This window comes from Paenibacillus sp. Aloe-11, from assembly GCF_000245715.1.
GTDB classification, from domain to species: Bacteria; Bacillota; Bacilli; order Paenibacillales; family Paenibacillaceae; genus Paenibacillus; species Paenibacillus kribbensis.
Map to the genome: position 1 here is coordinate 64,581 of NZ_JH601040.1, position 21,170 is coordinate 85,750.

A 21,170-nucleotide genomic window follows, 5' to 3' on the forward strand; every position below is an offset into this window, starting at 1 on the left:
AGACCTGCCGATCATCCCTTTCAGCTGGGGGTACGTCTGCAGCAGCTTGACCGAGGCGCTGTAGGCTTTTTGCGAGTCATCGTCGGTCGCCACGGTCGCCACCAGCGTCATGCGCGGATAATATTCCTCGTTCTGAACCTTGATCCATTTCACCCACTCGCCCATATTGGACGCCCCCGCTGTTCCGGTGAGGATCGCATACTGTCCTTGTTCGTCCATTTGCAGTGCAAGCGCATCCATAAGATGGCGCCCCAACGTTTCGGGATCGACCATATTGATGAACAGCTCTCTGGTATCTTTGGCGGCATCCGAATCCCAGGTAATAACCCGGATATGGCGGTTCTGTGCTTCCTTCAGCACCGGCGCCAGCTTCTGCGAATCATTCGCTGAAACCGCCAGCAGGTCTACGCCCCTCGCCATCAGATTGCGGATCGAACGGATCTGCTGCTCCGTATCGGCGACGGGCGAACCTTCGTAGATCAGCTTCACCCCAAGGTCCTTGGCCGCTTCCCGGGCTCCGTCCTCCACTTGATTAAAGTAAGAATTCCCGGTGGCTTTGGGCACCATGCCGATCGTGTAGGCATAAGGCGCTTCGGAGGCTTCGGCTGAGGGCTGAGGCTTAATGTCTGAAGAATAGATGACTTTATACTGCGTCTCATCCCCGGACCTGCAGGCCGCAGTAAACAGAACCAGTAGCAAAACGATCAAAACCGGTCTACAGCGGTACGTATCCATACATCCTCCCATTCAGCAGCGCTGTGTCATGATACGATCATCATACCAAACCCGTCGGCCGACCGGAACCGTAAAAGAGCATAAGCAAACATGCCGGGCGCCGGCTTAACGGCCGTCCACCCGGCATGATCAGCGAGTAAGAATACAACGAATGAGAGATTAAAGTTTGGTTTGCAAAGCGTACATGTGATGGTTTGTTATGGCTTAGACAGGTTCGAGACATGCTCTAAACGATCGAAGAGCGCTCATCCAGAAATTCGGACGGGGAGCAGCCTGTTAACCGTTTGAAGATTCGATGAAAATAGGAGACATCACTATAGCCGACATACTCTGAAATTTCACGAATCGTCAGCCGGGACTCGGTCAGCATGTAGATGGCCGTTTTAATGCGCTGCGTATGTACATGCTCGCTGATGGTTTGGCGTGTTACCTCACGTAGCAGTGTGGCGGCGTAATTGGGTGTTTTGCGGATGACGTCGCCAAGCTCTTCCTTCGTCACTTTTTCCCGATAATGATTTTGGATATACTGTTTCATATACTCCACATGCCGTTCTTTTTCGCTGGAAATGACGCCTTTGTTCCATTCCTGATTGGTATAAATCATCGTCTCGGTCAGTAGACAGTCAGCCATCAGCTCATAGTAGCTTGGGCGCTCCGTCCATTGGTAATATACCGACTTGATCCGTTCATGCAGCATATCGTAGCATCCGAGCTTGATCGACAGCGGCTTGTCTATATTCAATATGGGAAGTACGTTATGCGTACATGTTTTGCGGCAATGTATCACATACTTGGTATGAAAAAGCGTAGGGATGCTCTTGCCATAGTAGGGTAGATGTCCAGGCAGAATCAGGACCTCTCCCTTGCCGAGAATGAACTTGCGATCGTTCACCCAATATACACATTTTCCAAAGGTGACCAAAACGAACATGAGGTTGTCGTTGTCGCTACCTGGACCAGCCTTTTCGTACCAGTCTACGCCATGATCCTGTCGTATGTCCAAGATTGTAATCATGAAGCCACTCTCCATGTCTTAAAAATTCACTATACTGTACTATAATACAGTCATCATACTATAGTTCATAGTCTTGTCGCACCGGTATAGGTAAAATAAAAGTCATAAAAAGTGTAAATAGATAGAACAGCAAGATGGAATAGAAACCATACTGGAATTACGACCAAATAGTAAAGACATTCAGGAGGATGACATTTCTATGCTTAAAACGAAAATTATTTGTACGATGGGACCTGCCTGTGACTCCGTTCATTTGTTAAAGGAAATGATTCAGGCCGGTATGACAGTAGCCCGCTTGAACATGGCTCACGGGGAACTGGAGGATCACGTTAAACGTATTGAAAATGTGAGACAGGCTGCGAAGGAACTGGGTACCTTTATTCCTGTCATGATGGATATCAAAGGACCTGAAATACGGATCGGCAAGCTGAGAGAAGCATCCTGTCTGCTGAAACCAGGCAGCCAGCTGATTCTGACTACAGAAGAGATTTTGGGGGACGAGCACCGTATTTCGGTGAATTACCCGGATATGCCAAAGGACATTAAACCAGGCGACCGCATTTTGATTGACGATGGTTTGGTAGATCTGACTGTAGCCTCTGTTGAGGGTACTGAAATGATTTGTAATATTGTAAGCGGCGGTGTTTTGAAGCCGAGAAAAGGTGTGAATCTGCCAGGGATTCATACGACTCTTCCAGGCGTGACGGAGCGCGACGTGAAGCACATCCAATTTGGGGTGGAGCAGCGTATCGAGCTTATTGCGGCTTCTTTTGTGCGTAAAGGCGACGATATCCGTGAAATCCGTGAGATTTTGAAAGGACATCAAGCCGAGCATGTACAAATTTATTCCAAAATTGAAAATGCTGAAGGCATGGAAAACCTGGATGATATTATTGCGGCTTCGGATGGTATCATGGTAGCCCGTGGTGATTTGGGCGTTGAAGTGCCGATTCAAGACGTGCCTGTGATGCAAAAAGAAATGATCGACAAGTGTAATCTGGTCGGCAAACCGGTAATCGTAGCTACACACATGCTGGAATCCATGCAAGTCAACCCGCGTCCGACGAGAGCTGAAGTAAGTGACGTATTTAATGCGGTTATGCAAGGAGCCGATGTAGTGATGCTGTCGGGTGAATCTGCCGCAGGTAAATATCCTGTCGAGTCCGTTCGTACAATGGCTGCGGTAGCTGCCAGAGCGGAATCGCAGTTTGATTACCAGGAGCAGTTCGATAAGCGCAGAGCGCGCCAAAGCACGAACATTACCGAAGTGATCAGTCAGGGTGCGGTTAGCTCCTCTCTTGAGCTGGATGCCAAAGCGATTATTACCTCGACTGCCAGCGGATTCACGGCGCGGATGGTGTCCAAATACCGTCCGAAGGCTCCGATTATTGCGGTTACCCCGAACAATACGGTGTTCGCTAAAATTTGTCTGTTGTCCGGAGTATTCCCGGTCAAAGGGGATAAAGTAGCGACAACGGATGAAATGTTCGAATCCTCAATCCGCAATGCCTTGAATGCAGGGTATATCCAAAAAGGGGATACCATCGTGCTGTCAGCGGGCGTTCCTGTTGCAGAGGCCGGTGCGACGAATCTGATCAGAGTACATCAAGTGTAGGCTAAATATAGATAACAAAAAGGCGCTGATTCCCCGTGGGGTCAGCGCCTTTTTCGCGTCTCAAGTTTACAGCCCAAACACACTTTTAGCAACGACCTGTGTCAATTCTGCCTTATGAGCTTGATATTGCTCCAGCGTAATGCTCTTATTGGCCAGTCGTTGATCCAATTGCTCCGTTAACTGAGCTACCTGCAAGTCAACGATAGCCTGAGCGTCCCGTTTATGGGTTGAGGCAATATCTGCCAAGGTTTGACCGTTATATAGCGCATCATACAATTGTTCATCCGAGGATATGCCCAATGTATCCAGCAGCTTATCATCCTTGGACGCTTCATTATCCTGTACCTGCGGGGCTCTCTCCGGAGCCAGTGCAGCAGCATTAGCCCGACTTCCCCATGTAGAGGACTGCCCAATCGACAACGCCAGCAACAGTGTGCAGATGACCATTATTCGTTTTCGATTCATAAGTGTAAATCTCCTTTTGTTTCATTAAAATTGTGACAGAGTGCGAACGGTATATGGATATCCAACGGGAGTCATGTTTATGCCTTTAGTCCATCCGGCTTATGTAGTAACCAGATCGTTAAATACATCATACACGCCCAATCTTAGCGCCAGCTTAAGACTCGTTTAAAATAAACTAAAAGAGGACGTTATAAACAGGTAACACCCAAAAAAATTCACAAATCACCAAAACAGGATGTGATCATTTGGCTGTCGGCCTCTTATCCTTCGTTGTCCACAACCTTTTTAGAGCATGTACCCCGAGCAGCAACAATGGTAAAAATAAACCTATAGATAGTGCATAAGGAATCCATGTCTTTGTATCATAAGTTTGCTGATAAGGAACATTGGGATATACGGTAATGGACATCACGACTAAAATGATCCCGAGAGGAAGCACCAGCTGCTGACTGCTTTTCAATTGAAAAATTTGGGCTATTGCTGTCACAATGGAGTACATATACAGCGTGAGTCTGAAAAAGAGCGAAATAAACCACATGGTAGCCATGATCGCTTCAATGCGCTGTAGAAAATGACCAATATTGATTTTTTTGGCTAACGCATAGCTTGGATATATATTGTTTGCCGTTATTTCAGGGCCTAGCACCAAAATAGCCAATGTAATGCTCACGACCAGTATCAATCCGCCAATCAAGCTCCCAATGATAAAAGCTTTGCGGGCTTGATCGGAACGATCTGCAGAAGCTGGAAAAATCATTAGCAAAACGATATGAGGCAGATACGCAGTGCTCACAAAGGACAGCGCTGCAGGCCAGATAGGCCCGACTCCCGCCTCCAGCACAGGTTGTACGTTTTCCAGCTTTATATTGGACACCACTAAAACCGTAAAAGAAAGGTAGAGCAGGACAAATAATGGAAACATCATTTCAGCAGAACGGGCCAGCACCTCCAGCCCCAGACGAACAGCAAATAATACAATAACCACAAAAAGAATGTTTACCGCCTGAATCGGTGTTTCCGGTATCATTTGGGTGGTCATAAAATTCCCCAAATAAAATAAAACCGGAGCAGGAGCATTGATAAATAATAATGAAAAAAACAGGAGAGCAACGGCTTTGCCTAACCATTTTCCCAGTAGGGCTTCCATGATTTCAACCAGGGTCATCTGCGGATACAGATCTGTAATTTTGATGTACAAATACACAATAAGAAGCCCGCACCCAACTCCGACGAGCGAGGCAATCCACGCATCCTGTTTGGCTACAAGCGCCATGCCTGAAGGGATGATGAGGATTGTACTTCCTATCGTAAATAAAATGGTTAAGACCATGAGCTGGTGTGCGGAAATTTTGGTCTGTCCAGGCACCGTTTTCACCTCGTTTTTATTTGATTAATCCAATACGGATTAGGAAATCGCTGAATGGTCTATACAGGGCTGTGATCCAGTCTAGAGGAGTGGGAATTGTCCAGGATAATGCCTTGGCGCTACTGATCCCGATCCCAAGTAGAAGGAGGATGGAAAACAACCAAAGCTCTTTTTTTAACCCCTTTTTCCACATGTAGGGGACCTCTAACAAGCAGATCACAGCAGCAAGCACCAGTATGCCCAGCACTTTCACCATATTAGACAGCATATTTCAGCACCTTCTTTTCCATGGTAATGGTCTATGCAGGGGTTATATCTCAACCAGGACCTGGCACGGGAATTTACTCCTTAATATTATTCAGAAATGAGCTGCCAATTGTGCCCAAGCGCCGAAGCTTGAAATTGACCTTGATATTTACGGGCAAGTCTGCAAAGTACTCACGGCTCCAATTGTTTTTAAGTGTATTCCAGGCCTTCGGGTTAGCGCGACGAATGGCTTCGCCGAATCCAAAGATGTCAGACTTGTACGATTTTTGCGCTTTTCTGACGGCTGCTCTCATAGTCTCTTCTAACTTTTCTTCCCCTCTCTTCTCAATGTCATAAATCGTGCTCACCTTGGTCAGATCCAGACCGATACATTCGACTTCTCCCACGTTGGCTTCAACCTGCAATTTAATATTGATTCGGGGCTCCCCCCGATTGACCGCTCCTTTTATGGTAGCTTGGGTTCGAATAATTTCTATGGTTACTTTGCCGCCTTTGGGACAGGCAACATGATTTACAGAGCTTCTTACTTTACCGGTAATATAGTTGTAGCCCCTACTTTCGTCCTCATTTAACCAGCCGATTAATTTGTCTTTTTTGAACACAGCCATTCCGGAATATTCTAGTTGGGCGGCAGTGGCGATCTTTTCGACATTTTCTTTGGTCTCTCCCACTTCTTTATTGCCAACGATCTGAAGCCCTGTCAAGACAGGCTCTATTCCTTGACTGGTGAGAGCTGCAATCAATTCATCCAAGGTTATAGTCATACTAGGTGACCAGCTTTTTTCAGATATTTCCAAGGCGGAAAACAAGTCATTTGCCGGAATCGGGTCCAGGGGTGTTAAAATTTTCAGTACATCCTCCGCACTTGCATCCTTTGACAATACCAAGTAGAAGTCGGTGCGGAAATGATGGTCTCTTGACATAAAATCAAGAGCTTTGGCCATGCCGTCCGTGGCCATCGTCTCACCAATCACACAGATGCGAAGATGGGAAAAATAGATTTTTCGAGGACTTGTTTTCGTCATTTTCCGGACGGCCTCAAAAATGGTCTCGGCTTTGGCTGTATATAACGTGGTGGGAGCCCGCCCAATCCCACCACCACCTTTAGCTGATACCTGACCCGGGTCTACGACTTGGACGGAAACCTGGAATTGATCGCCCAGCTTATCGATTCCCATACCGACAGCGATGGCAAGCTCATTTAATTCCGTGCGGTTCCAACAACCAGTGAGAAGCAAGGTCATTGTAAGAATCAGGAGCAGACAGGCGGCCTTCCGTTTCACGATTTTCGACTCCTTTCCATTTGTGCCGATCCTCTCTATTTCATTCTCGCGATTTTCGGGGCGGGGTACTGTTCCGGCGATTCACGTTCTTCTGATTAATTAACCTGGGACGGGAAATCATCATCCAGTGAGGGAGCCGAAATAAGGTATCCTTGGTGTCTGACGGAACCAGAGGCGCTAAAGGGGTCATATATGGAACGCCAAACGAACGAAGGCTGCACATATGCAGGATGAGTGCAATGCCTCCGACAATAATTCCGAACAATCCGAATGAAGCGGCAAGCCCCATCAGAGGAAATCGCAGCATACGAAAAGCAATGGACATATTATAGGCAGGAAGAACGAAGCTGGAAATTGCCGTAATGGATACGACAATGACCATCGCCGCTGATATGATCCCGGCCTGGACAGCCGCTTGTCCGATGACAAGCGTGCCTACGATAGAGACGGCCGCTCCGATATACTTGGGCATGCGGACCCCGGCTTCCCGCAATATTTCAAAAGTCAGTTCCATCATGAGCGCTTCAATAAAGGCAGGGAAGGGTACGGCTTCCCGCTGTGCGGCCAAACCGATCAATAATGAAGTTGGCAGCATTTCCTGATGAAACGTAGTGATGGCTACATATAAGGACGGTCCAAGCAGGGAAATAAAGACCCCGATGTAACGAAGAAACCTTATGAAGCTGCTGATGTCTGCACGCTGATAATAGTCCTCAGCCGCATGCAGGAAGGAAACAAACAGTGCGGGGACGATCAGTACATAGGGGGTCCCATCCACCAATATGGCAATTTTCCCTTCCAGGAGCTCGGCAGCGATGACGTCCGGGCGTTCGGAGTTGTACACGGTCGGAAAAGGGGTAAAGGTTTCATCCTGGATTAACTCCTCGATATACCCGCTTTCGAGAATGCCGTCTACATCAATACGATTCAGCCGCTCATGTACCTCTGCGACTAACTTATCATTCGTGATCCCCTTGATGTACATGACGGCCACATCGGTCTTGGTCACGCGGCCGATTTGTTTGGTTTCCAGCCACAGATTTGGATCTTTAATTTTGCGTCGGATCAAGGCCGTATTCGTGCGCAGTGTTTCTGAAAAACCTTCCCGCGGCCCGCGAACGACATTTTCTGAGGCAGGCTCGCTAACCCCTCGATCCTTCCATCCCCGTGCGCTGGCTACGATTCCCTCAGTCTGACCGTCAATTAAAATGACTGCATCTCCCGACAATAGCGCGTTATATAGGTCTTTAAAGTCGGTGATATCATGGATGCCACCGATGGTCAGGGCGTAATCTTTCAAAATTTGCATGACATTAGAAGAGGTTTGAATCCTGCTTTCTACGTCCCTGGACAGGCTATTATCCAACATTATTGACTCCATGATGAAGTCGGAGATTATATTTTTATCCGCTAAACCGTCGGTATAGAGAATAGCGATGATTTGGTCACCATCCTTGCCAATGCGAACTTCTCTGATGATGATGTCCGTACTGTTACCTACGGTTTGTCTGATCCGCTGAAGGTTTTGTCCAAGACTTGCACTGAACGGTTCCCCTGAATATGTAGGCTGTTTCTCAGTATTCTGGACAGGCAATTTATTAAACTTTCTAGGGGTGCTTCTTTTCCGAAAACGCATGAACGTTCTCCCTCTCCTTGAGGATGCTTTTTAATCCAGTATGGACGCAGGGGTCTCCTGATAAACTTATTGATGGAATTTTGATGGGGAAGGGAAGAAGGGATATGTAATCTGTTGGCGATACCAAGTTTTCGCGTTAAACTGATTGTAATTGAACTGCTGGGAGGAGACCGACTGATGTCCAAAGCAGACCATATGTTATCCATTCTCTGGATGTTAAAGCAGCGTAGACGAACCGCGGGCGAATTAGCGGAAGCGCTGGAAATCAGCGTTCGTTCGGTATACCGTTATATAGATGCGCTGTGTGTCAGTGGGGTTCCGGTTATTGCCGATGCCGGGCCTGGTGGTGGCTACTGTCTGCCTGATAACTTCGTCGAAGCACCGCTGTTCTTCGATGCCGAAGAGCAGAAGGCGCTTGTCCAGGCAGCCGCTTTCGTCCGTGGGACGGGATATCCGTATGTCCAAGCTCTTGACCGGGCGCTGGATAAACTGAAGCGTTACAGCAACGTCCAACAAATTGAGCGGATGGAGAGCCATGAGCGCGGGATTGAAACGCTTTATACCTCTAATGCGGCAATGGCGGAAATTTTGCAAGAGCTTGAATCAGGCATAGCGAACGGAGATACTCTGGAAATGGAATACCGCAAGGGAAATGAAGAAACAGTCTCCTTACGTTCCATTGATCCTTATGGGCTTGTACTTTGGAAGGGGCAGTGGTACATCGTTGCTTATTGCCACCACCGACAGGAGATCCGTAGCTTCCGTGTCGACAGAATTACCGGACTCCGGTGTAGCGGCACAAGCTTCATACGTCCTGTCGATTTCTCTGCGCGTGATTATCTTCTGCAGAGCTTGCTTCCCGCCCGGGAAAAAGAGGACAAGTTGGTTGCTGTGGTAATTGAGTCATCTGAAGTGGTATTAAATGATCTTTGCAGTCACTGGCTATTCGGGCATACTTTGGAGCAGCGGCAGGAGGGCTGGGCCCGGTTTCTACTGGACGAAAGCTCGTTATTCACCTATGCCCCATATTTTCTGTTGCCTTATGGAAAAACGCTGCATATTCGGGAGCCAGCGGCGTTGAAGCAGCGGTTGGTGGTAGTCGCCACGGAAATGGCTCGCCATTACGAAAATTAATTTTATCTCCTTGGGAACACTGACCGTAGCTGTCAGTGTCCTTTTTGTATAGTGTAAGCGTGTCTTAAGCATGCATGAAAGTACAAGCACATATGATTAAGGAGGAATGAAGCATGAAAGAACTGAAATATGAGTTCTATATTGGGGGAACGCCGGAACAAGTATGGGCCAGCCTGGTTTCCCCGGAGTACGTGCAGCAAATCTATTACGGAAGCATAATCCGTTCCAGCTTCAAGGAGGGGGAATTGCTGGAGTATATCGGGCCGGGCGCTGAAGGTGAGGAAACCGTTCACGTGTACGGGACGCTGCTGGAGTACGCTCCCTTGAAAGCCCTGCGTTTTACGCATAAGGTAGGCCCCTCTTACCTGAAAGGGCAAGAGAACTATGAATCCCGTATTTCCTGGCTGCTAGAGCCAGTGGGTGGATGCACGAAGCTGTCTCTTATCCATGATGAGTGGCATCCTGACGATCCTTCCTATGAACCTAGCGACAGTGCATGGTGGCATATTCTAAGTAATATAAAAACGTTAATAGAGACTGGCCATACGCTTGATTTCGGAAGCAACAAATAACAAAGACTGTAACGTAAACGGAAATAGAAGCAGTCGGTACCATTTGAAGTTTGGCTGGAATGACAGCGTATTGGTTTCAATTGGAAAGCACAATAGATTTATATAAATATTAAAGCCAGGATGCGCTAAAGATGCGTCCTGGCTTTAGTACTTTAACAGGTAGTTGAAGTTAACTTATGCAAAACCATTAAATCTACAGTGTTGGAAAGGGGGAAAAGAGGCTTCGCAAAGCTAAATTAGTATAATTAATGATTTTATTAAAAAGTTCATGAAAATATAAAACTACATATTGAATTTCCCATTTCCTTTGCATAATATAAAGGTACGGTTTAATTGAAAGCGTTTTAATTTTATTGGGGGGTGATGGTCTTTACTTATTTTATAGGTGATGATCAACGGATGGGAATAAATTAAACGCCTAATTTATCAGGTATGTTCAAAAACGAGAGGAGATAGTTTATGAAGCCATTATTTTTTCGCAAGGTAACGGCCGCTTCTCTGGCGGGTGCGCTGCTGTTGCCTGCCTCTTTTGCAGGCGCCGAACAAACGCTCAATCCGAATACAGAGGGGATTCAAGCTGCGGGGCAGATTGCCCTCCAAGATCTAAGCCAAGAGAACATTTCAATTCAAAGCAAAAAGACTGTTTCTTTTAAGGAAACTTCCGTACATGATCCATCCATTCTGAAAGTGAAAGATACATTTTACATTTTTGGTTCCCATCTTGCGGCTGCCAAGTCCAAGGATCTGATGAATTGGGATACGATTGCCGCAGGAGTAGCAAATGGCAATGCACTGATTCCTAACGTCAAAGAGGAATTAAAAGAAGCGCTGGATTGGGCGCAGACAGACACGCTGTGGGCAGCGGATGTTATTCAACTGGCCGATGGCAAGTTTTACATGTACTATAACGCCTGCAAGGGCGACTCCCCGCGTTCAGCAATGGGTGTAGCGGTTGCCGATAAAATTGAAGGGCCTTATAAAAATAAAGGTATCTTCCTGAAATCCGGCATGTGGGGCCAACCGGGTGAGGATGGGACAATCTATGACGCGACCAAGCATCCGAATGTCGTGGACCCGGACACTTTTTATGATAAGAACGGCAAGCTGTGGATGGTGTATGGCTCCTACTCAGGAGGTATTTTCATTCTGAAGATGGATGAAAAAACAGGAAAACCGCTGCCTGGACAAGGATATGGGAAAAAGCTGACAGGCGGTAACCATGCCCGTATGGAAGGGCCGTACATACAGTACAGTCCGCAAACGGACTATTACTACTTGTTCCTGTCTTATGGCGGCTTATCGGCAGATGGCGGATACAACCTTCGTGTGGCTCGCTCCAAAACCCCGGATGGTCCTTACTATGACGCCGAGGGGAACGACATGATCAAGGTCAAGGCGAATTCTGACAAACCTCTTTTTGATGACGCTTCCATTGAGCCGTACGGTGTCAAGCTGATAGGCAATTACCTGATTCCAAGAGAAATTGGCGATCCGGGTACAGGACTGGGTACTGGCTATGTTTCGCCCGGACATAACTCGGCTTATTATGATCCCAAGACGAAAAAGCATTTTCTGATTTTCCACTCTCGTTTTCCGGGCAGAGGCGAGCAGTATGAGGTACGGGTGCATGAGATGTTCATGAACACTGACGGTTGGCCTGTAGTAGCTCCTTATCGTTATTCGGGTGATGAGGACTCACTGAAGAAGTTGTCGGAAAAGGATGTTATCGGTCAATACTCGTATGTCAATCACGGGAAAGAAATCTCGGCCAATATTAAGCAAGCTGTGACCGTTAGCTTGGATAGCGGCGGGAGGCTGTCTGGAGGAGCGAATGGTACATGGAAGCTTGGCACAGGCAACCAGTTGGAGATTACAGCGGATGGTACGAAATATAAAGGTGTATTCCTGCGACATGTCGATCCAGACACGGGCAAAAAGACGCTTGCTTTCACTGCCCTGTCCTCCAGGGGTGTTGCGGTCTGGGGAACGTTAAAGCAGGAACTAAAGGCCAGCAAGATCGTGGCTGCTGTGCAGAAGGATTTGAGTCTGGGCGATTTGAGCAATGTTTTATATGATTTGACGCTGCCTACTCAGGCTGCACAGGATACCACTATTTCGTGGGAGTCCTCACGCCCTGAGAACATTTCCGTGACAGGTGAAGTGTACCGTCCCGAAGCGGGCTCTCCGCCTGTGGCAGTCACATTGACGGCGACCATTAAGAAGGACAAGGCAACAGCGAAGAAAAGCTTTACAGCCATGGTTCCCGCACAGGCTCAAGGTCCACAGCTCGCGAACTATTCCTGGAATGAAGATCAAGGGACACATGTCGTGGACAGCACATATAACCATTTTGACGGCAACACCTATGGTGGTGCAGCATGGGACAAGGATGGAAAGCTTGGCGGCGCACTTGTGCTGAACGGCAAAGATGGCTACGTGCAGCTACCGGCGACAGTCACAGATGCAGACGATTTTACCTTTTCCGCCTGGGTGAATTGGAAGGGTGGTGGAGCGTGGCAACGAATTTTTGACTTTGGAAATGCTCAGGCCCGCCATATGTTTCTGACTCCTTCCCAAGGAGGCGGCGTGCTCCAGTTTACGATTCATGAAGGTACGGATCAAAGCTTGCTTGCCAAATCAGCCTTACCTTTAAACCAGTGGACGCATGTAGCAGTTACACTAGAGGGGAATACCGGGAAGCTGTATGTAAACGGTGAGGAAGTGGCTGTTAATGACAGTATGACCTTTAATCCAAAAGAGCTGCTGACAAGCGAGGCTTATCTCGGTAAAAGCCGCTTTGCCGCCGATGCTTATTTTAATGGCAGTCTCGATGAGGTCCAAATATATAACAAAGCGCTGACAGCAGAGGAAATTAAAGAATTGTCGGAGCTGTGATTCCGATGAAGTAATATGAGCAGAACAAACGCAGGAGACGGGCATATTTTTAAAAGTTCGTCTTCTGCGAAATGTTTTGTATATTTATTTTTTGTTCACTGGTATAATTAAAGAAAAGTGTGGATATAATGTTTTAGGTAGACGTTAAATGACTGGCTTTCGTTCTACTGAAAATATGGCTTAAAATCAATAAAGGACAAGAGCACTCTGCATAATTTAATTTCACCAGTGCTTGCGTTTTCAATACACTTATGGTAATATGAGTATATTGAAATTGTGACCTGAGATTCACGTATTGTAGAGGGTTATTGTTTTAGGTTGAAATAACCTTGTGCAATATGTGAATTTTTATTTGTAAAAAATAAAGGTCATATAAATATATTTTGGAGGTAATTCCATGCAAACAGGTACAGTTAAATGGTTTAACGCAGAAAAAGGTTTCGGTTTCATCGAAGTTGAAGGTGGAAGCGATGTATTCGTACACTTCTCCGCAATCCAAGGCGAAGGTTTCAAATCTTTGGACGAAGGCCAACGCGTAGAATTCAACGTTGTTGAAGGAAACCGTGGACCACAAGCTGAGAACGTTGTAAAACTGTAATTTAGATTACAGCCTACTTCAGATGCCCCGAACATAGCGTTTGGGGCATTTGTTTTTATCTGTTCACAAGACCGTTTTTGAACTGATTACATCTTATCGCTTTATAAATCATGAAGAAAGAGGGATGTTTATGTACAATTCACGGAAAAAGCCAATGGATGAGATTCCTGAGGAAATTACAGCTGTCTGGAATTGCGCTAGCGATACGTGCAACGGATGGATGCGGGATAACTTCGCTTTTTCTGTCGAGCCGACATGCCCCATTTGCGGTTCTGCCATGGTAAAGGGCGAGAAAAAGCTGGCCGTATTAAATAATACGAGCTTTAATCATACAAAACAATCCTAAGCGGATGCATGTTTGTAGTAAAAGATGCCCCATAGCCACTAACGGCGCTGAGGCGTCTTTTTTGCTTTATGGAGATATAAGCCTGTCCCTTGCTGCTGTATGGCAGCAGAGGACAGGCTTATGTTTTTTCCGATCCGTACAGGGAAGCCGGATGGAATTTTATTTACATGGAGTGACTATGTCGACAGGAGCTTTGACTATTTCTTCTTGACGGAGGTTTTAGCCGCATCTGTTTTAGCAGGAGCTTTGGCTGCATCTCCTTTAGCAGGAGCCTTGCCAGGATCGGCTTTATCTCCATCTACTGGTGGCTTGGACGGTTTAACGCCGTTCACCATATCTGTAATCATTTGCTTTAGATTAGAAACACGCTGATTATATTCGCTGTCTGTAATTTTGCCGTTTTGTTTTTCCGTAGACAGCTTTGCTTTCATGTCAGAAACCAGCACATCAACAACGGCATTCACGCTCACGCCTTGTGCTTTGGCGATTGTAGCAAGGGATTTACCTGCCTTCAACTGTGTTTCCAATTGGCTGGAGGACAATTTCAATAATTTCAGGAGAGCTTTGTTTTCGGCAAAGTTTCCTCCTGCCATTTTAGGGCCATTAGCATCGCCGGGGTTTCCCTTAGGTGCTTGTGCTTTGTCTGCAATGGGAGCCTTCTCAGGTGTAGTTGAAGCAGCATGGGCTGCGCCTGTGGAATACAGTGCACCGCCTCCTAAAAATGCCAATGCCATCGTTCCAGCCAAAATTGCTTTCTTGCTGATCTTCATCTTCATTTTCCACCTTTCGGTTATGGTTTGTTTGGTACGTGATACATCATAAGATATCAACTTGAATGCTATCTGAGCGCAAGCTGAGCATTTACTGAATAAAAATTAGGTGGCATGACTAAAATTTCAGTTAAAATAAACTTGTATTACGTGTATTAAGTGATATAATACACTACAGGCACGATAGATGCAGCCGATTAGGGGGAAATACCCATGGAAGAGCAACGGGTTGGCTCGTTCCGGTTTTTAATTGACTTTAGCCAACCATTATATGAACAAGTATTGAATCAGGTACGAAGCTCCATCGCCAAAGGGGAGATTGAAATGGGAAGTAAAATGCCGTCCGTTCGTGATCTGGCTCAGGAATTGCGTATGAATCCGAATACGGTGATGCGGGCATATCAGGAGCTGGAGCGGGACGGGCTAACAGAGAAGCGACGTGGACTAGGCACCTATGTCACGTCGTCCAGTGAGCGGATTAACAGCTTCCGGGAGCAACTGGCCAGGACATATATCGATCAGTTTCTCGGACAAATGAGTAGTCTGGGACTGTCCTGGGAGGATGTACAGCAGTATATAAGCAGCAAGCAGAGCGGGAATGATAGGAAAGGAGGCGAAAGGGCGTGACGGAATCTATTGTGGTTGCGAGTCATCTGACAAAGCAATATGACAGTAAAAAAGCGCTGGACCACTTGGATGTCGTCATTCCGGCGGGACGCATCGTAGGGGTGCTTGGACCCAATGGCTGCGGGAAGTCAAGCTTGTTTCGGGCGATCACCGGGTTGATTCGGCCCGACGAGGGCGAGCTTCACGTGCTGGGGCAAAAGCCCGGCTGGGAAACCAACCGCCGCATATCCTATCTTCCTGACCGGGCCCGTTGGTATCCCAATCATACGGTTCAACAGACGTTGGAGTGGGGGCAGTCCTTTTTGCCTGGCTTCAATATGAAGGATGCGCATAAGCTTGCTGATCATATGGACGTGGAGCTGGAGCTAAAAATGACCGGGCTGAGTCGCGGGCAGGAGGCACGTGTGCTGCTGATCTTGTGTTTGGCGCGTGAGGTTCCGCTCATGATCCTCGATGAACCGTTTGCGGGCATTGATATCCTCTCCAGAGAGGCGATTGTAGCCGGGATTATAGATTATTTGCAGGATCGGCAGCAGTCTATACTCATTAGCACGCATGACATTCAGGAAGTGGAGGGCTTGTTTGATTACACGGTCATGATGGACCGCGGACGGGTCATATGGTCTGGTGATTCGGATGATCTGCGTGCAGAGCATGGATCGCTGAATCAGGTGTTCCGCAATTTGTACAAAAAGGAGTGGAAGGCGTGAATTCATCAGGGCTGTTCAAAGATTTGATACGCCATGAATTTCGGAATAAAGGAAGCTGGAGAAAGCAGAGCCGCAATCGACTGCCCAGATCGTGGAGACTTGTGTATTTCTCACTATTTCTAATTGCGGCGTTCGTTATTTCCTTGTATTTCGCGCTACACAACCAACTCGAATTGACAAGGCTGTGGTATGTGACCCTGGGCTTGCCGTATATGATCATTTTCATGGGTGTGGGAAGTCTGAGACGAGAATGGGAAAATGACACCTACGGATGGTGGCTGACCCTACCCTATCCGCGCATGTGGCTGATCAGCGCCAAATGGATTGCTGCCATTTTACAAACCATTGTCGTGATATTGTTCCTGTTTGTGGCGGGTTCTTTGTTCGCGCTGTTCATCTCATCAACCATAGAGCCTTATACGTTTGCGGATGCAGCGTCCTTTATCATAGCCGGATTGGACTGGTTTGTGATGATTATCGCTTTCACACCGTTTGTTGTTGCGTTGGGTCTGCTGACGGCCAGTACCCGATACAGTACCTTGCGTCCGATTAGTCCGATGCTGTGGGTCCTTTTGATGGGTGGCGGGAGTGTCTTTTATTGGTCAGGTGATCAGCGGATTTATGAGCAATTTGGCCATGTTCAGGCAGGGCAATGGTTTCCTTTTACCTGGCACTTCCTGGTTGCGGTGTTGATCAGTTGGGTTGCTGCCTATGTATTAATCCGCTTGAACGCTTATTTGCTGGAGAAAAAACTGTCGATTTAGCATCGAGCCAATGACTATTTATATTAGAAAGGATTTTCACCATGATGACGATATTCATATATGCCTTGATGGCGGTTCTGGTGGGGCTGATGATCTGGCTCAGAACCAAAAGAAGAAGGGGACCGGTAAAAGGAAACGGAATCCGGATTCTGCTTCCCTTGTTTATCGCATTCCCGGTTATGATGATATCTGTATATCAATTGCTGCATATTCCCGGTCAGACGCATGCGTTTCCCGCCTTTTGGGAGCTGCTGGTCGCCGGGCTGCTAGGGGTTGCTTTTGGCTATGTCATTTTGCTGCATACGGCGTATGAAAGACGAGAGGACGGTCTCATTTATCCCAAGCCGAACCAATATTTTAAATACATTATTATTGCCATTATCTTGATTCGCGTCGTTTTGACCCAGTACCTCAGCAGTTTGGGTACAAGCGAGATTAGCATGCTGGCGATTACGATGGCGCTCGTATATATCTCAATCTGGCGGATTGGGAGCTTCATCAAGTTTCGGAGAACGTTATCGGTATAACGATATAACTCAATCATGATATAACGATGTAAAGAAGCGGGTTTCCTGTTCACAAGCGTACATTGCTTGGCGATAGGACCCGCTTTTGTGCGTTAATTTATTGGGTGCATTTTATTTATAATAAAATTTTTAAAGTTTATGGCTGCAGGTGGCAAGTATCTTTCATTCATCCATGCCAAGCCGATGGTTCGATGACTTTCAGGTGCTTTTAAACGGATTTGGGCAACCTTATTGGTGTCTAATCCTTGTAGGTCAGGTAGTAACGACACGCCCAGACCCGAACCAACAAGTCCTGCTACAGTGGCAACTTCTTCACCTTCAAATGTAATGTTGGGGTCAATGCCGTGCTCCTGAAACATGAGATCGGTGGTTTGACGCAAGGCATACCCTTTTTTTAACAAAATAAAAGATTCATTAGCCAATTCATCCAATTTTATGGATGCAGCTTTAGCAAGTCGGTGAAAAGAAGGTACAACGGCGAGAATTTCTTCTTTCCATAAGGGTGTCCACTCAATAGAGGGCTCCGGATCTCTGGGTTCAGCCAACAAGCACATATGCAATTCCCCGTTCATTAATTGATTTAATAAAGAATAACTATGATTTTGTACGAGTTGAAATTGAATATGAGGAAAGCCAATACGGAATTCCCCAATTAGATTAGGAATGTGGTTCGTCCCTAAAGTGTGTATAAATCCCAGAGAAATCTCGCCGCGTTCGGGGTGCGTAACTTCAAATAGTTCCTGCTTACCCTCTGACAGCTCTTTCATTACACGTTCCACACGTACCAAGAACATTTGACCATACCGGTTTAATTTGATGGAACGGTTATAACGTTCAAATAAGGGAACTCCCAGTTCTTCTTCCAGTTTGGCGATGGATCTGCTTAATGCGGGTTGAGAGAGGCTCAGCATCTCCGCAGCCCGAGTTACATGCTGGCATGCCGCCAAAACCTGAAAATATTTCAATTGCTGAATATCCACACATATAACCCCCTCAGTTCACTCAAGAATATCTATTACTAAAATGCATTAAAAACATAAATACAATAAATTATACTTTGGTCTTTGTTGATGATACCATAATAACAGGTTGAATTGAGAACACGATGGGGGCTTATACATGAGTTATCTTGAACAAGGCACTTCTGCTTTTAGAAAAGCAAATGTGGCCTTTTTTGCTGCGGGTTTTAACACGTTTGCCATCCTGTACTGTACACAGCCTTTACTTGCTGAATTCACCAAAGAATTCAATATTTCACCGACTACTGCAAGCCTCGCACTCTCAGGCACCACCATGTCTCTTGCCGTAAGTATGTTGTTCTTTAGCTCTTTATCCGAAAAATGGGGAAGGAAGAACGTCATGTTTATTTCCATGCTAACAGCGTCCCTGCTCTCCATCCTAACGGTGTTTAGTTCGAGCTTTGAATCACTCTTGGTGTTAAGAATTATACAGGGTGTAGCGTTGGGGGGGCTTCCTTCCATTGCAATGGCTTATCTGGGGGAAGAAGTTGTGCCGCAAAGTTTAGGGGTGGCCATGGGGTTGTATATTAGTGGAAATTCACTCGGAGCTGTTGCCGGAAGGGTGATTACGGCTGTTAGTAGTGACTTGTTTAACTGGCATGTTGGTTTGGGTATCATCAGTATAATCAGTTTATGCGGAAGTATTATTTTTGGGATAACCTTACCCAGGTCACAGCACTTTCAGTCAAGTACACTGAATAGCAATAAACTTGCGGCTGTTTTTATGTCTCATCTTAAAGATCCCGCACTATTATGCTTATTCGGTATCGGCTTTCTGATCCTGGCAAGCAACATTGCTATGTACAACTATGTTGGCTATGTATTAAGCGGTCCTCCGTATCATGTTCCAAAAGCACTACTGGCGTGGATTTATCTGTTCTTTCTGGTGGGTACGGTCAGCTCAATCTGGATGGCGAAGCTGGCACAAAAATTCGGAAGATCAAAGGCGCTGGTGATTTCCCTGATTATCACCATGGCCGGCGCCTGTCTGACTCTGGAGCCTTATCTGTGGTTTAAAATTGCGGGATTGCCTATATTGACTTTCGGCTTTTTTGGAAGTCATTCGATTGCAAGCGGATGGGTTAGTCAAAGAGCCGTAAGCAACAAGGCTCAAGCTTCGGGACTTTATTTGTTTTTTTACTATATGGGCTCCAGTTTTGGAGGAACATCCGTTGGAGAAGTTTGGCTATGGTTCGGATGGGGAGGCGTAGTATCCGCCATTATGGTCTTCTTGCTGTTGGCTTTATTATGTACTACCTTGCTAATGAAACGAGTTAAAACTACAACGGTGCATTCCCGTTGATAGTCAATGCTTACCGCTATTTAAAGGGTTAAAGAAATTTATGTTGAACCTCAGGTGAAACAAAAGCAGATCTGCTGGTATAAGCATTCCGGTCATATCCTGACTTTGAATAGAGAACAAAACCTTGTGTTTGGAGGTTTCAAAAGATTTAAATCGGGTTTAAAGTTAGGTAGGCGGGGAAGAGTTGCTTTTTGCGACTAGATGTAACTATAATAGTTACATAAAAGCAAATGTTTTTTCTATACTTTATTTTACAAAATGAGAGGGGCTTACATTCATGAAAAAACATACGGTTACTGCTGCACTTGCTGGCTTGCTCGTGCTATCTTCTGCTGTGCCTGCCTTGGCAGCCGAGATAAAACCCGCTACAGGTATCCAGGTTTGGGTAGATGGCAAGAAAGAGGCTTACAAGATTGCTCCTATCGTGCAAAATCAGCAGGTTTTGATTCCTTTGAGACAATTGGCTTCCAGTTTGGGGATTCCACTGGATTCCAAGCATATTGCGTTCAATACGGCGCGTCAAAGCACGACCATTCGTTATGATCAGGCGACGGTTGTATTGGTGTCAGGCAATCCAGAAGCGCAAATCAACGGGATTAAGGTACCGCTGTCCACCTCGCCCATCTTGACTAAACAAGGGATAACCTATGTTCCAGTTGATGTTATCAAAGAAGCGTGGGGCAAGCAAGTGGCCTGGGACCCAGCCAGCCAAACGGTGCAAATCGGGGTGAGCAATAAGGATAAGGTCATTGAAATCCTGAAAAGCTTTGAAACCGGAGATACAAAAGCGGCCGAGACCTGGATCAGCAAAGATCAGTACATTCAGCACAATCTGGGCTTCGCCAGCGGAAGAGACGCCTTGCTGCAAGGAATCAGCCAACTGAAGGGAACCAATGTACAGGTTGAAATACACCGGGTCATTCAGGATGGTAACTATGTAGCGGTTCATTATAAAGAGTCCATCGCAGGTAAAACAAGCATTGTCTTTGATATTTTCCGTTTTGACGGCAATGGTAAAATCGTTGAGCATTGGGACAATATTCAGGATTCGGCTCCAGCTAATCCAAGCGGACGTACAATGATTGACGGAACAACACAAATCACAGATCGCAACCAAACCGAGAAGAACAAAACGTTGATCCGCAAGTTTGTGGATGATATCCTGGTTGGCAAGAACCGCGCCGCACTGGAAAGCTACTATAACGGTGATCATTACATCCAGCATAATCCTCTTTTTGGTGACGGTGTATCCGGTCTGAAACAAGCGTTCTCCGCAGCGGGAGGTCAGGGGGCTTCCTTTGGATATGATCAGGTACATATGGTCATTGGAGAAGGAAACTTCGTGCTGGTTGTGAGTGAAATCAAATCACCACAGGGAACCTCAACGGCTGTCTATGATATGTGGCGTGTGGAGAACGGAAAAGTAGCAGAGCATTGGGATGTAGTTCAGGACGTTCCGCCTAAAGCGGAGTGGAAAAATACGAACGGAAAGTTTTAAAAATACGCTTGTAGTAGAGCGGGCA

The 21,170-nt window shown here is 46.5% G+C and carries 20 protein-coding genes; 12 read left to right on the forward strand and 8 right to left on the reverse strand.

The window, feature by feature from the left end; all coding sequences use genetic code 11:
* A partial coding sequence (locus WG8_RS01425) for a substrate-binding domain-containing protein (RefSeq protein ID WP_007428279.1) occupies positions 1–735 on the reverse strand: 735 nt, incomplete at its 3' end.
* A gap of 226 nt (positions 736–961) precedes the next feature.
* Positions 962–1,750, reverse strand: a complete 789-nt coding sequence (locus WG8_RS01430; RefSeq protein WP_007428280.1) for a helix-turn-helix domain-containing protein — start codon at positions 1,748–1,750, stop codon at positions 962–964.
* Between the two features lie 199 nt (positions 1,751–1,949).
* Here WG8_RS01430 and pyk point away from each other — a divergent pair, with 199 nt between their 5' ends.
* Complete coding sequence (gene pyk, locus WG8_RS01435; RefSeq protein WP_007428281.1) at positions 1,950–3,365, forward strand: pyruvate kinase; 1,416 nt, start codon at positions 1,950–1,952, stop codon at positions 3,363–3,365.
* A 66-nt stretch (positions 3,366–3,431) separates the two neighbouring features.
* Here the strand turns inward: pyk and WG8_RS01440 are convergent, their stop codons facing one another.
* The 4 genes from WG8_RS01440 to WG8_RS01460 form a co-directional block, all read right to left on the reverse strand.
* Complete coding sequence (locus tag WG8_RS01440; protein ID WP_007428282.1) at positions 3,432–3,830, reverse strand: hypothetical protein; 399 nt, start codon at positions 3,828–3,830, stop codon at positions 3,432–3,434.
* A gap of 241 nt (positions 3,831–4,071) precedes the next feature.
* Positions 4,072–5,196, reverse strand: a complete 1,125-nt coding sequence (locus tag WG8_RS01445) for a GerAB/ArcD/ProY family transporter (RefSeq protein WP_007428283.1) — start codon at positions 5,194–5,196, stop codon at positions 4,072–4,074.
* Between the two features lie 341 nt (positions 5,197–5,537).
* Complete coding sequence (locus WG8_RS01455; protein WP_007428285.1) at positions 5,538–6,746, reverse strand: Ger(x)C family spore germination protein; 1,209 nt, start codon at positions 6,744–6,746, stop codon at positions 5,538–5,540.
* Between the two features lie 40 nt (positions 6,747–6,786).
* Entirely contained in the window at positions 6,787–8,382 is a 1,596-nt protein-coding gene (locus tag WG8_RS01460; RefSeq protein ID WP_007428286.1) for a spore germination protein, read from the reverse strand.
* A 177-nt stretch (positions 8,383–8,559) separates the two neighbouring features.
* Here WG8_RS01460 and WG8_RS01465 point away from each other — a divergent pair, with 177 nt between their 5' ends.
* From WG8_RS01465 to WG8_RS01485, 5 genes are all read left to right on the forward strand, one after another.
* Positions 8,560–9,516 carry a helix-turn-helix transcriptional regulator gene (locus tag WG8_RS01465; protein ID WP_043890673.1) on the forward strand — a complete coding sequence of 319 codons (957 nt, stop codon included), beginning with the start codon at positions 8,560–8,562 and terminating at the stop codon, positions 9,514–9,516.
* Between the two features lie 113 nt (positions 9,517–9,629).
* Positions 9,630–10,088: an SRPBCC domain-containing protein gene (locus tag WG8_RS01470; protein WP_007428288.1), complete on the forward strand. Its 459-nt coding sequence runs from the start codon at positions 9,630–9,632 to the stop codon at positions 10,086–10,088.
* Positions 10,089–10,547: 459 nt separating this feature from the next.
* On the forward strand, positions 10,548–12,983 hold the full coding sequence (locus tag WG8_RS01475) for a LamG-like jellyroll fold domain-containing protein (protein WP_007428289.1): 2,436 nt from the start codon (positions 10,548–10,550) through the stop codon (positions 12,981–12,983).
* Positions 12,984–13,380: 397 nt separating this feature from the next.
* Positions 13,381–13,581 carry a cold-shock protein gene (locus WG8_RS01480; protein ID WP_007428290.1) on the forward strand — a complete coding sequence of 67 codons (201 nt, stop codon included), beginning with the start codon at positions 13,381–13,383 and terminating at the stop codon, positions 13,579–13,581.
* A 130-nt stretch (positions 13,582–13,711) separates the two neighbouring features.
* Positions 13,712–13,927 carry a cold-shock protein gene (locus WG8_RS01485; RefSeq protein WP_007428291.1) on the forward strand — a complete coding sequence of 72 codons (216 nt, stop codon included), beginning with the start codon at positions 13,712–13,714 and terminating at the stop codon, positions 13,925–13,927.
* Positions 13,928–14,124: 197 nt separating this feature from the next.
* Here the strand turns inward: WG8_RS01485 and WG8_RS01490 are convergent, their stop codons facing one another.
* On the reverse strand, positions 14,125–14,697 hold the full coding sequence (locus tag WG8_RS01490; RefSeq protein WP_007428292.1) for a hypothetical protein: 573 nt from the start codon (positions 14,695–14,697) through the stop codon (positions 14,125–14,127).
* 213 nt (positions 14,698–14,910) lie between these two features.
* Between WG8_RS01490 and WG8_RS01495 the strand changes: the two genes are divergently transcribed.
* Genes WG8_RS01495 through WG8_RS01510 form a run of 4 tightly spaced genes read left to right on the forward strand, consistent with a single transcriptional unit; the run spans position 14,911 to position 17,325 of the window.
* Positions 14,911–15,324 (forward strand): GntR family transcriptional regulator, encoded by a 414-nt coding sequence (locus WG8_RS01495; protein ID WP_007428293.1) that lies wholly within the window; start codon positions 14,911–14,913, stop codon positions 15,322–15,324.
* Positions 15,321–16,034 carry an ABC transporter ATP-binding protein gene (locus WG8_RS01500; protein ID WP_007428294.1) on the forward strand — a complete coding sequence of 238 codons (714 nt, stop codon included), beginning with the start codon at positions 15,321–15,323 and terminating at the stop codon, positions 16,032–16,034. Before WG8_RS01495 ends, WG8_RS01500 begins: the two co-directional genes overlap by 4 nt.
* A complete protein-coding gene (locus WG8_RS01505; RefSeq protein WP_007428295.1) occupies positions 16,031–16,798 on the forward strand; it encodes an ABC transporter permease subunit in 768 nt (255 codons plus the stop codon). Before WG8_RS01500 ends, WG8_RS01505 begins: the two co-directional genes overlap by 4 nt.
* A 41-nt stretch (positions 16,799–16,839) precedes the next feature.
* Complete coding sequence (locus WG8_RS01510) at positions 16,840–17,325, forward strand: cytochrome c biogenesis protein CcdC (protein WP_043890674.1); 486 nt, start codon at positions 16,840–16,842, stop codon at positions 17,323–17,325.
* A 92-nt stretch (positions 17,326–17,417) separates the two neighbouring features.
* Here the strand turns inward: WG8_RS01510 and WG8_RS01515 are convergent, their stop codons facing one another.
* The gene (locus tag WG8_RS01515) at positions 17,418–18,305 is read right to left on the reverse strand and encodes a LysR family transcriptional regulator (protein ID WP_007428297.1); all 888 of its coding nucleotides are present in this window, start codon (positions 18,303–18,305) and stop codon (positions 17,418–17,420) included.
* Between the two features lie 139 nt (positions 18,306–18,444).
* On the opposite strand from WG8_RS01515, the gene WG8_RS01520 reads away from it, so the two are divergent.
* Positions 18,445–19,647 carry an MFS transporter gene (locus tag WG8_RS01520; protein ID WP_007428298.1) on the forward strand — a complete coding sequence of 401 codons (1,203 nt, stop codon included), beginning with the start codon at positions 18,445–18,447 and terminating at the stop codon, positions 19,645–19,647.
* A gap of 277 nt (positions 19,648–19,924) precedes the next feature.
* Positions 19,925–21,145 carry a stalk domain-containing protein gene (locus WG8_RS01525; RefSeq protein WP_007428299.1) on the forward strand — a complete coding sequence of 407 codons (1,221 nt, stop codon included), beginning with the start codon at positions 19,925–19,927 and terminating at the stop codon, positions 21,143–21,145.
* Positions 21,146–21,170 lie beyond the last annotated feature (25 nt).

Excerpts from the sequence above, each read along its gene's own strand:
- WG8_RS01430 (WP_007428280.1), bottom strand. The coding sequence starts at position 1,750 with ATGATTACAATCTTGGACATACGACAGGATCATGGCGTAGACTGGTAC.
- pyk (WP_007428281.1), top strand. The coding sequence starts at position 1,950 with ATGCTTAAAACGAAAATTATTTGTACGATGGGACCTGCCTGTGACTCC.
- WG8_RS01440 (WP_007428282.1), bottom strand. The coding sequence starts at position 3,830 with ATGAATCGAAAACGAATAATGGTCATCTGCACACTGTTGCTGGCGTTG.
- WG8_RS01460 (WP_007428286.1), bottom strand. The coding sequence starts at position 8,382 with ATGCGTTTTCGGAAAAGAAGCACCCCTAGAAAGTTTAATAAATTGCCT.
- WG8_RS01465 (WP_043890673.1), top strand. The coding sequence starts at position 8,560 with ATGTCCAAAGCAGACCATATGTTATCCATTCTCTGGATGTTAAAGCAG.
- WG8_RS01470 (WP_007428288.1), top strand. The coding sequence starts at position 9,630 with ATGAAAGAACTGAAATATGAGTTCTATATTGGGGGAACGCCGGAACAA.
- WG8_RS01475 (WP_007428289.1), top strand. The coding sequence starts at position 10,548 with ATGAAGCCATTATTTTTTCGCAAGGTAACGGCCGCTTCTCTGGCGGGT.
- WG8_RS01480 (WP_007428290.1), top strand. The coding sequence starts at position 13,381 with ATGCAAACAGGTACAGTTAAATGGTTTAACGCAGAAAAAGGTTTCGGT.
- WG8_RS01485 (WP_007428291.1), top strand. The coding sequence starts at position 13,712 with ATGTACAATTCACGGAAAAAGCCAATGGATGAGATTCCTGAGGAAATT.
- WG8_RS01490 (WP_007428292.1), bottom strand. The coding sequence starts at position 14,697 with ATGAAGATCAGCAAGAAAGCAATTTTGGCTGGAACGATGGCATTGGCA.
- WG8_RS01495 (WP_007428293.1), top strand. The coding sequence starts at position 14,911 with ATGGAAGAGCAACGGGTTGGCTCGTTCCGGTTTTTAATTGACTTTAGC.
- WG8_RS01510 (WP_043890674.1), top strand. The coding sequence starts at position 16,840 with ATGATGACGATATTCATATATGCCTTGATGGCGGTTCTGGTGGGGCTG.
- WG8_RS01520 (WP_007428298.1), top strand. The coding sequence starts at position 18,445 with ATGAGTTATCTTGAACAAGGCACTTCTGCTTTTAGAAAAGCAAATGTG.
- WG8_RS01525 (WP_007428299.1), top strand. The coding sequence starts at position 19,925 with ATGAAAAAACATACGGTTACTGCTGCACTTGCTGGCTTGCTCGTGCTA.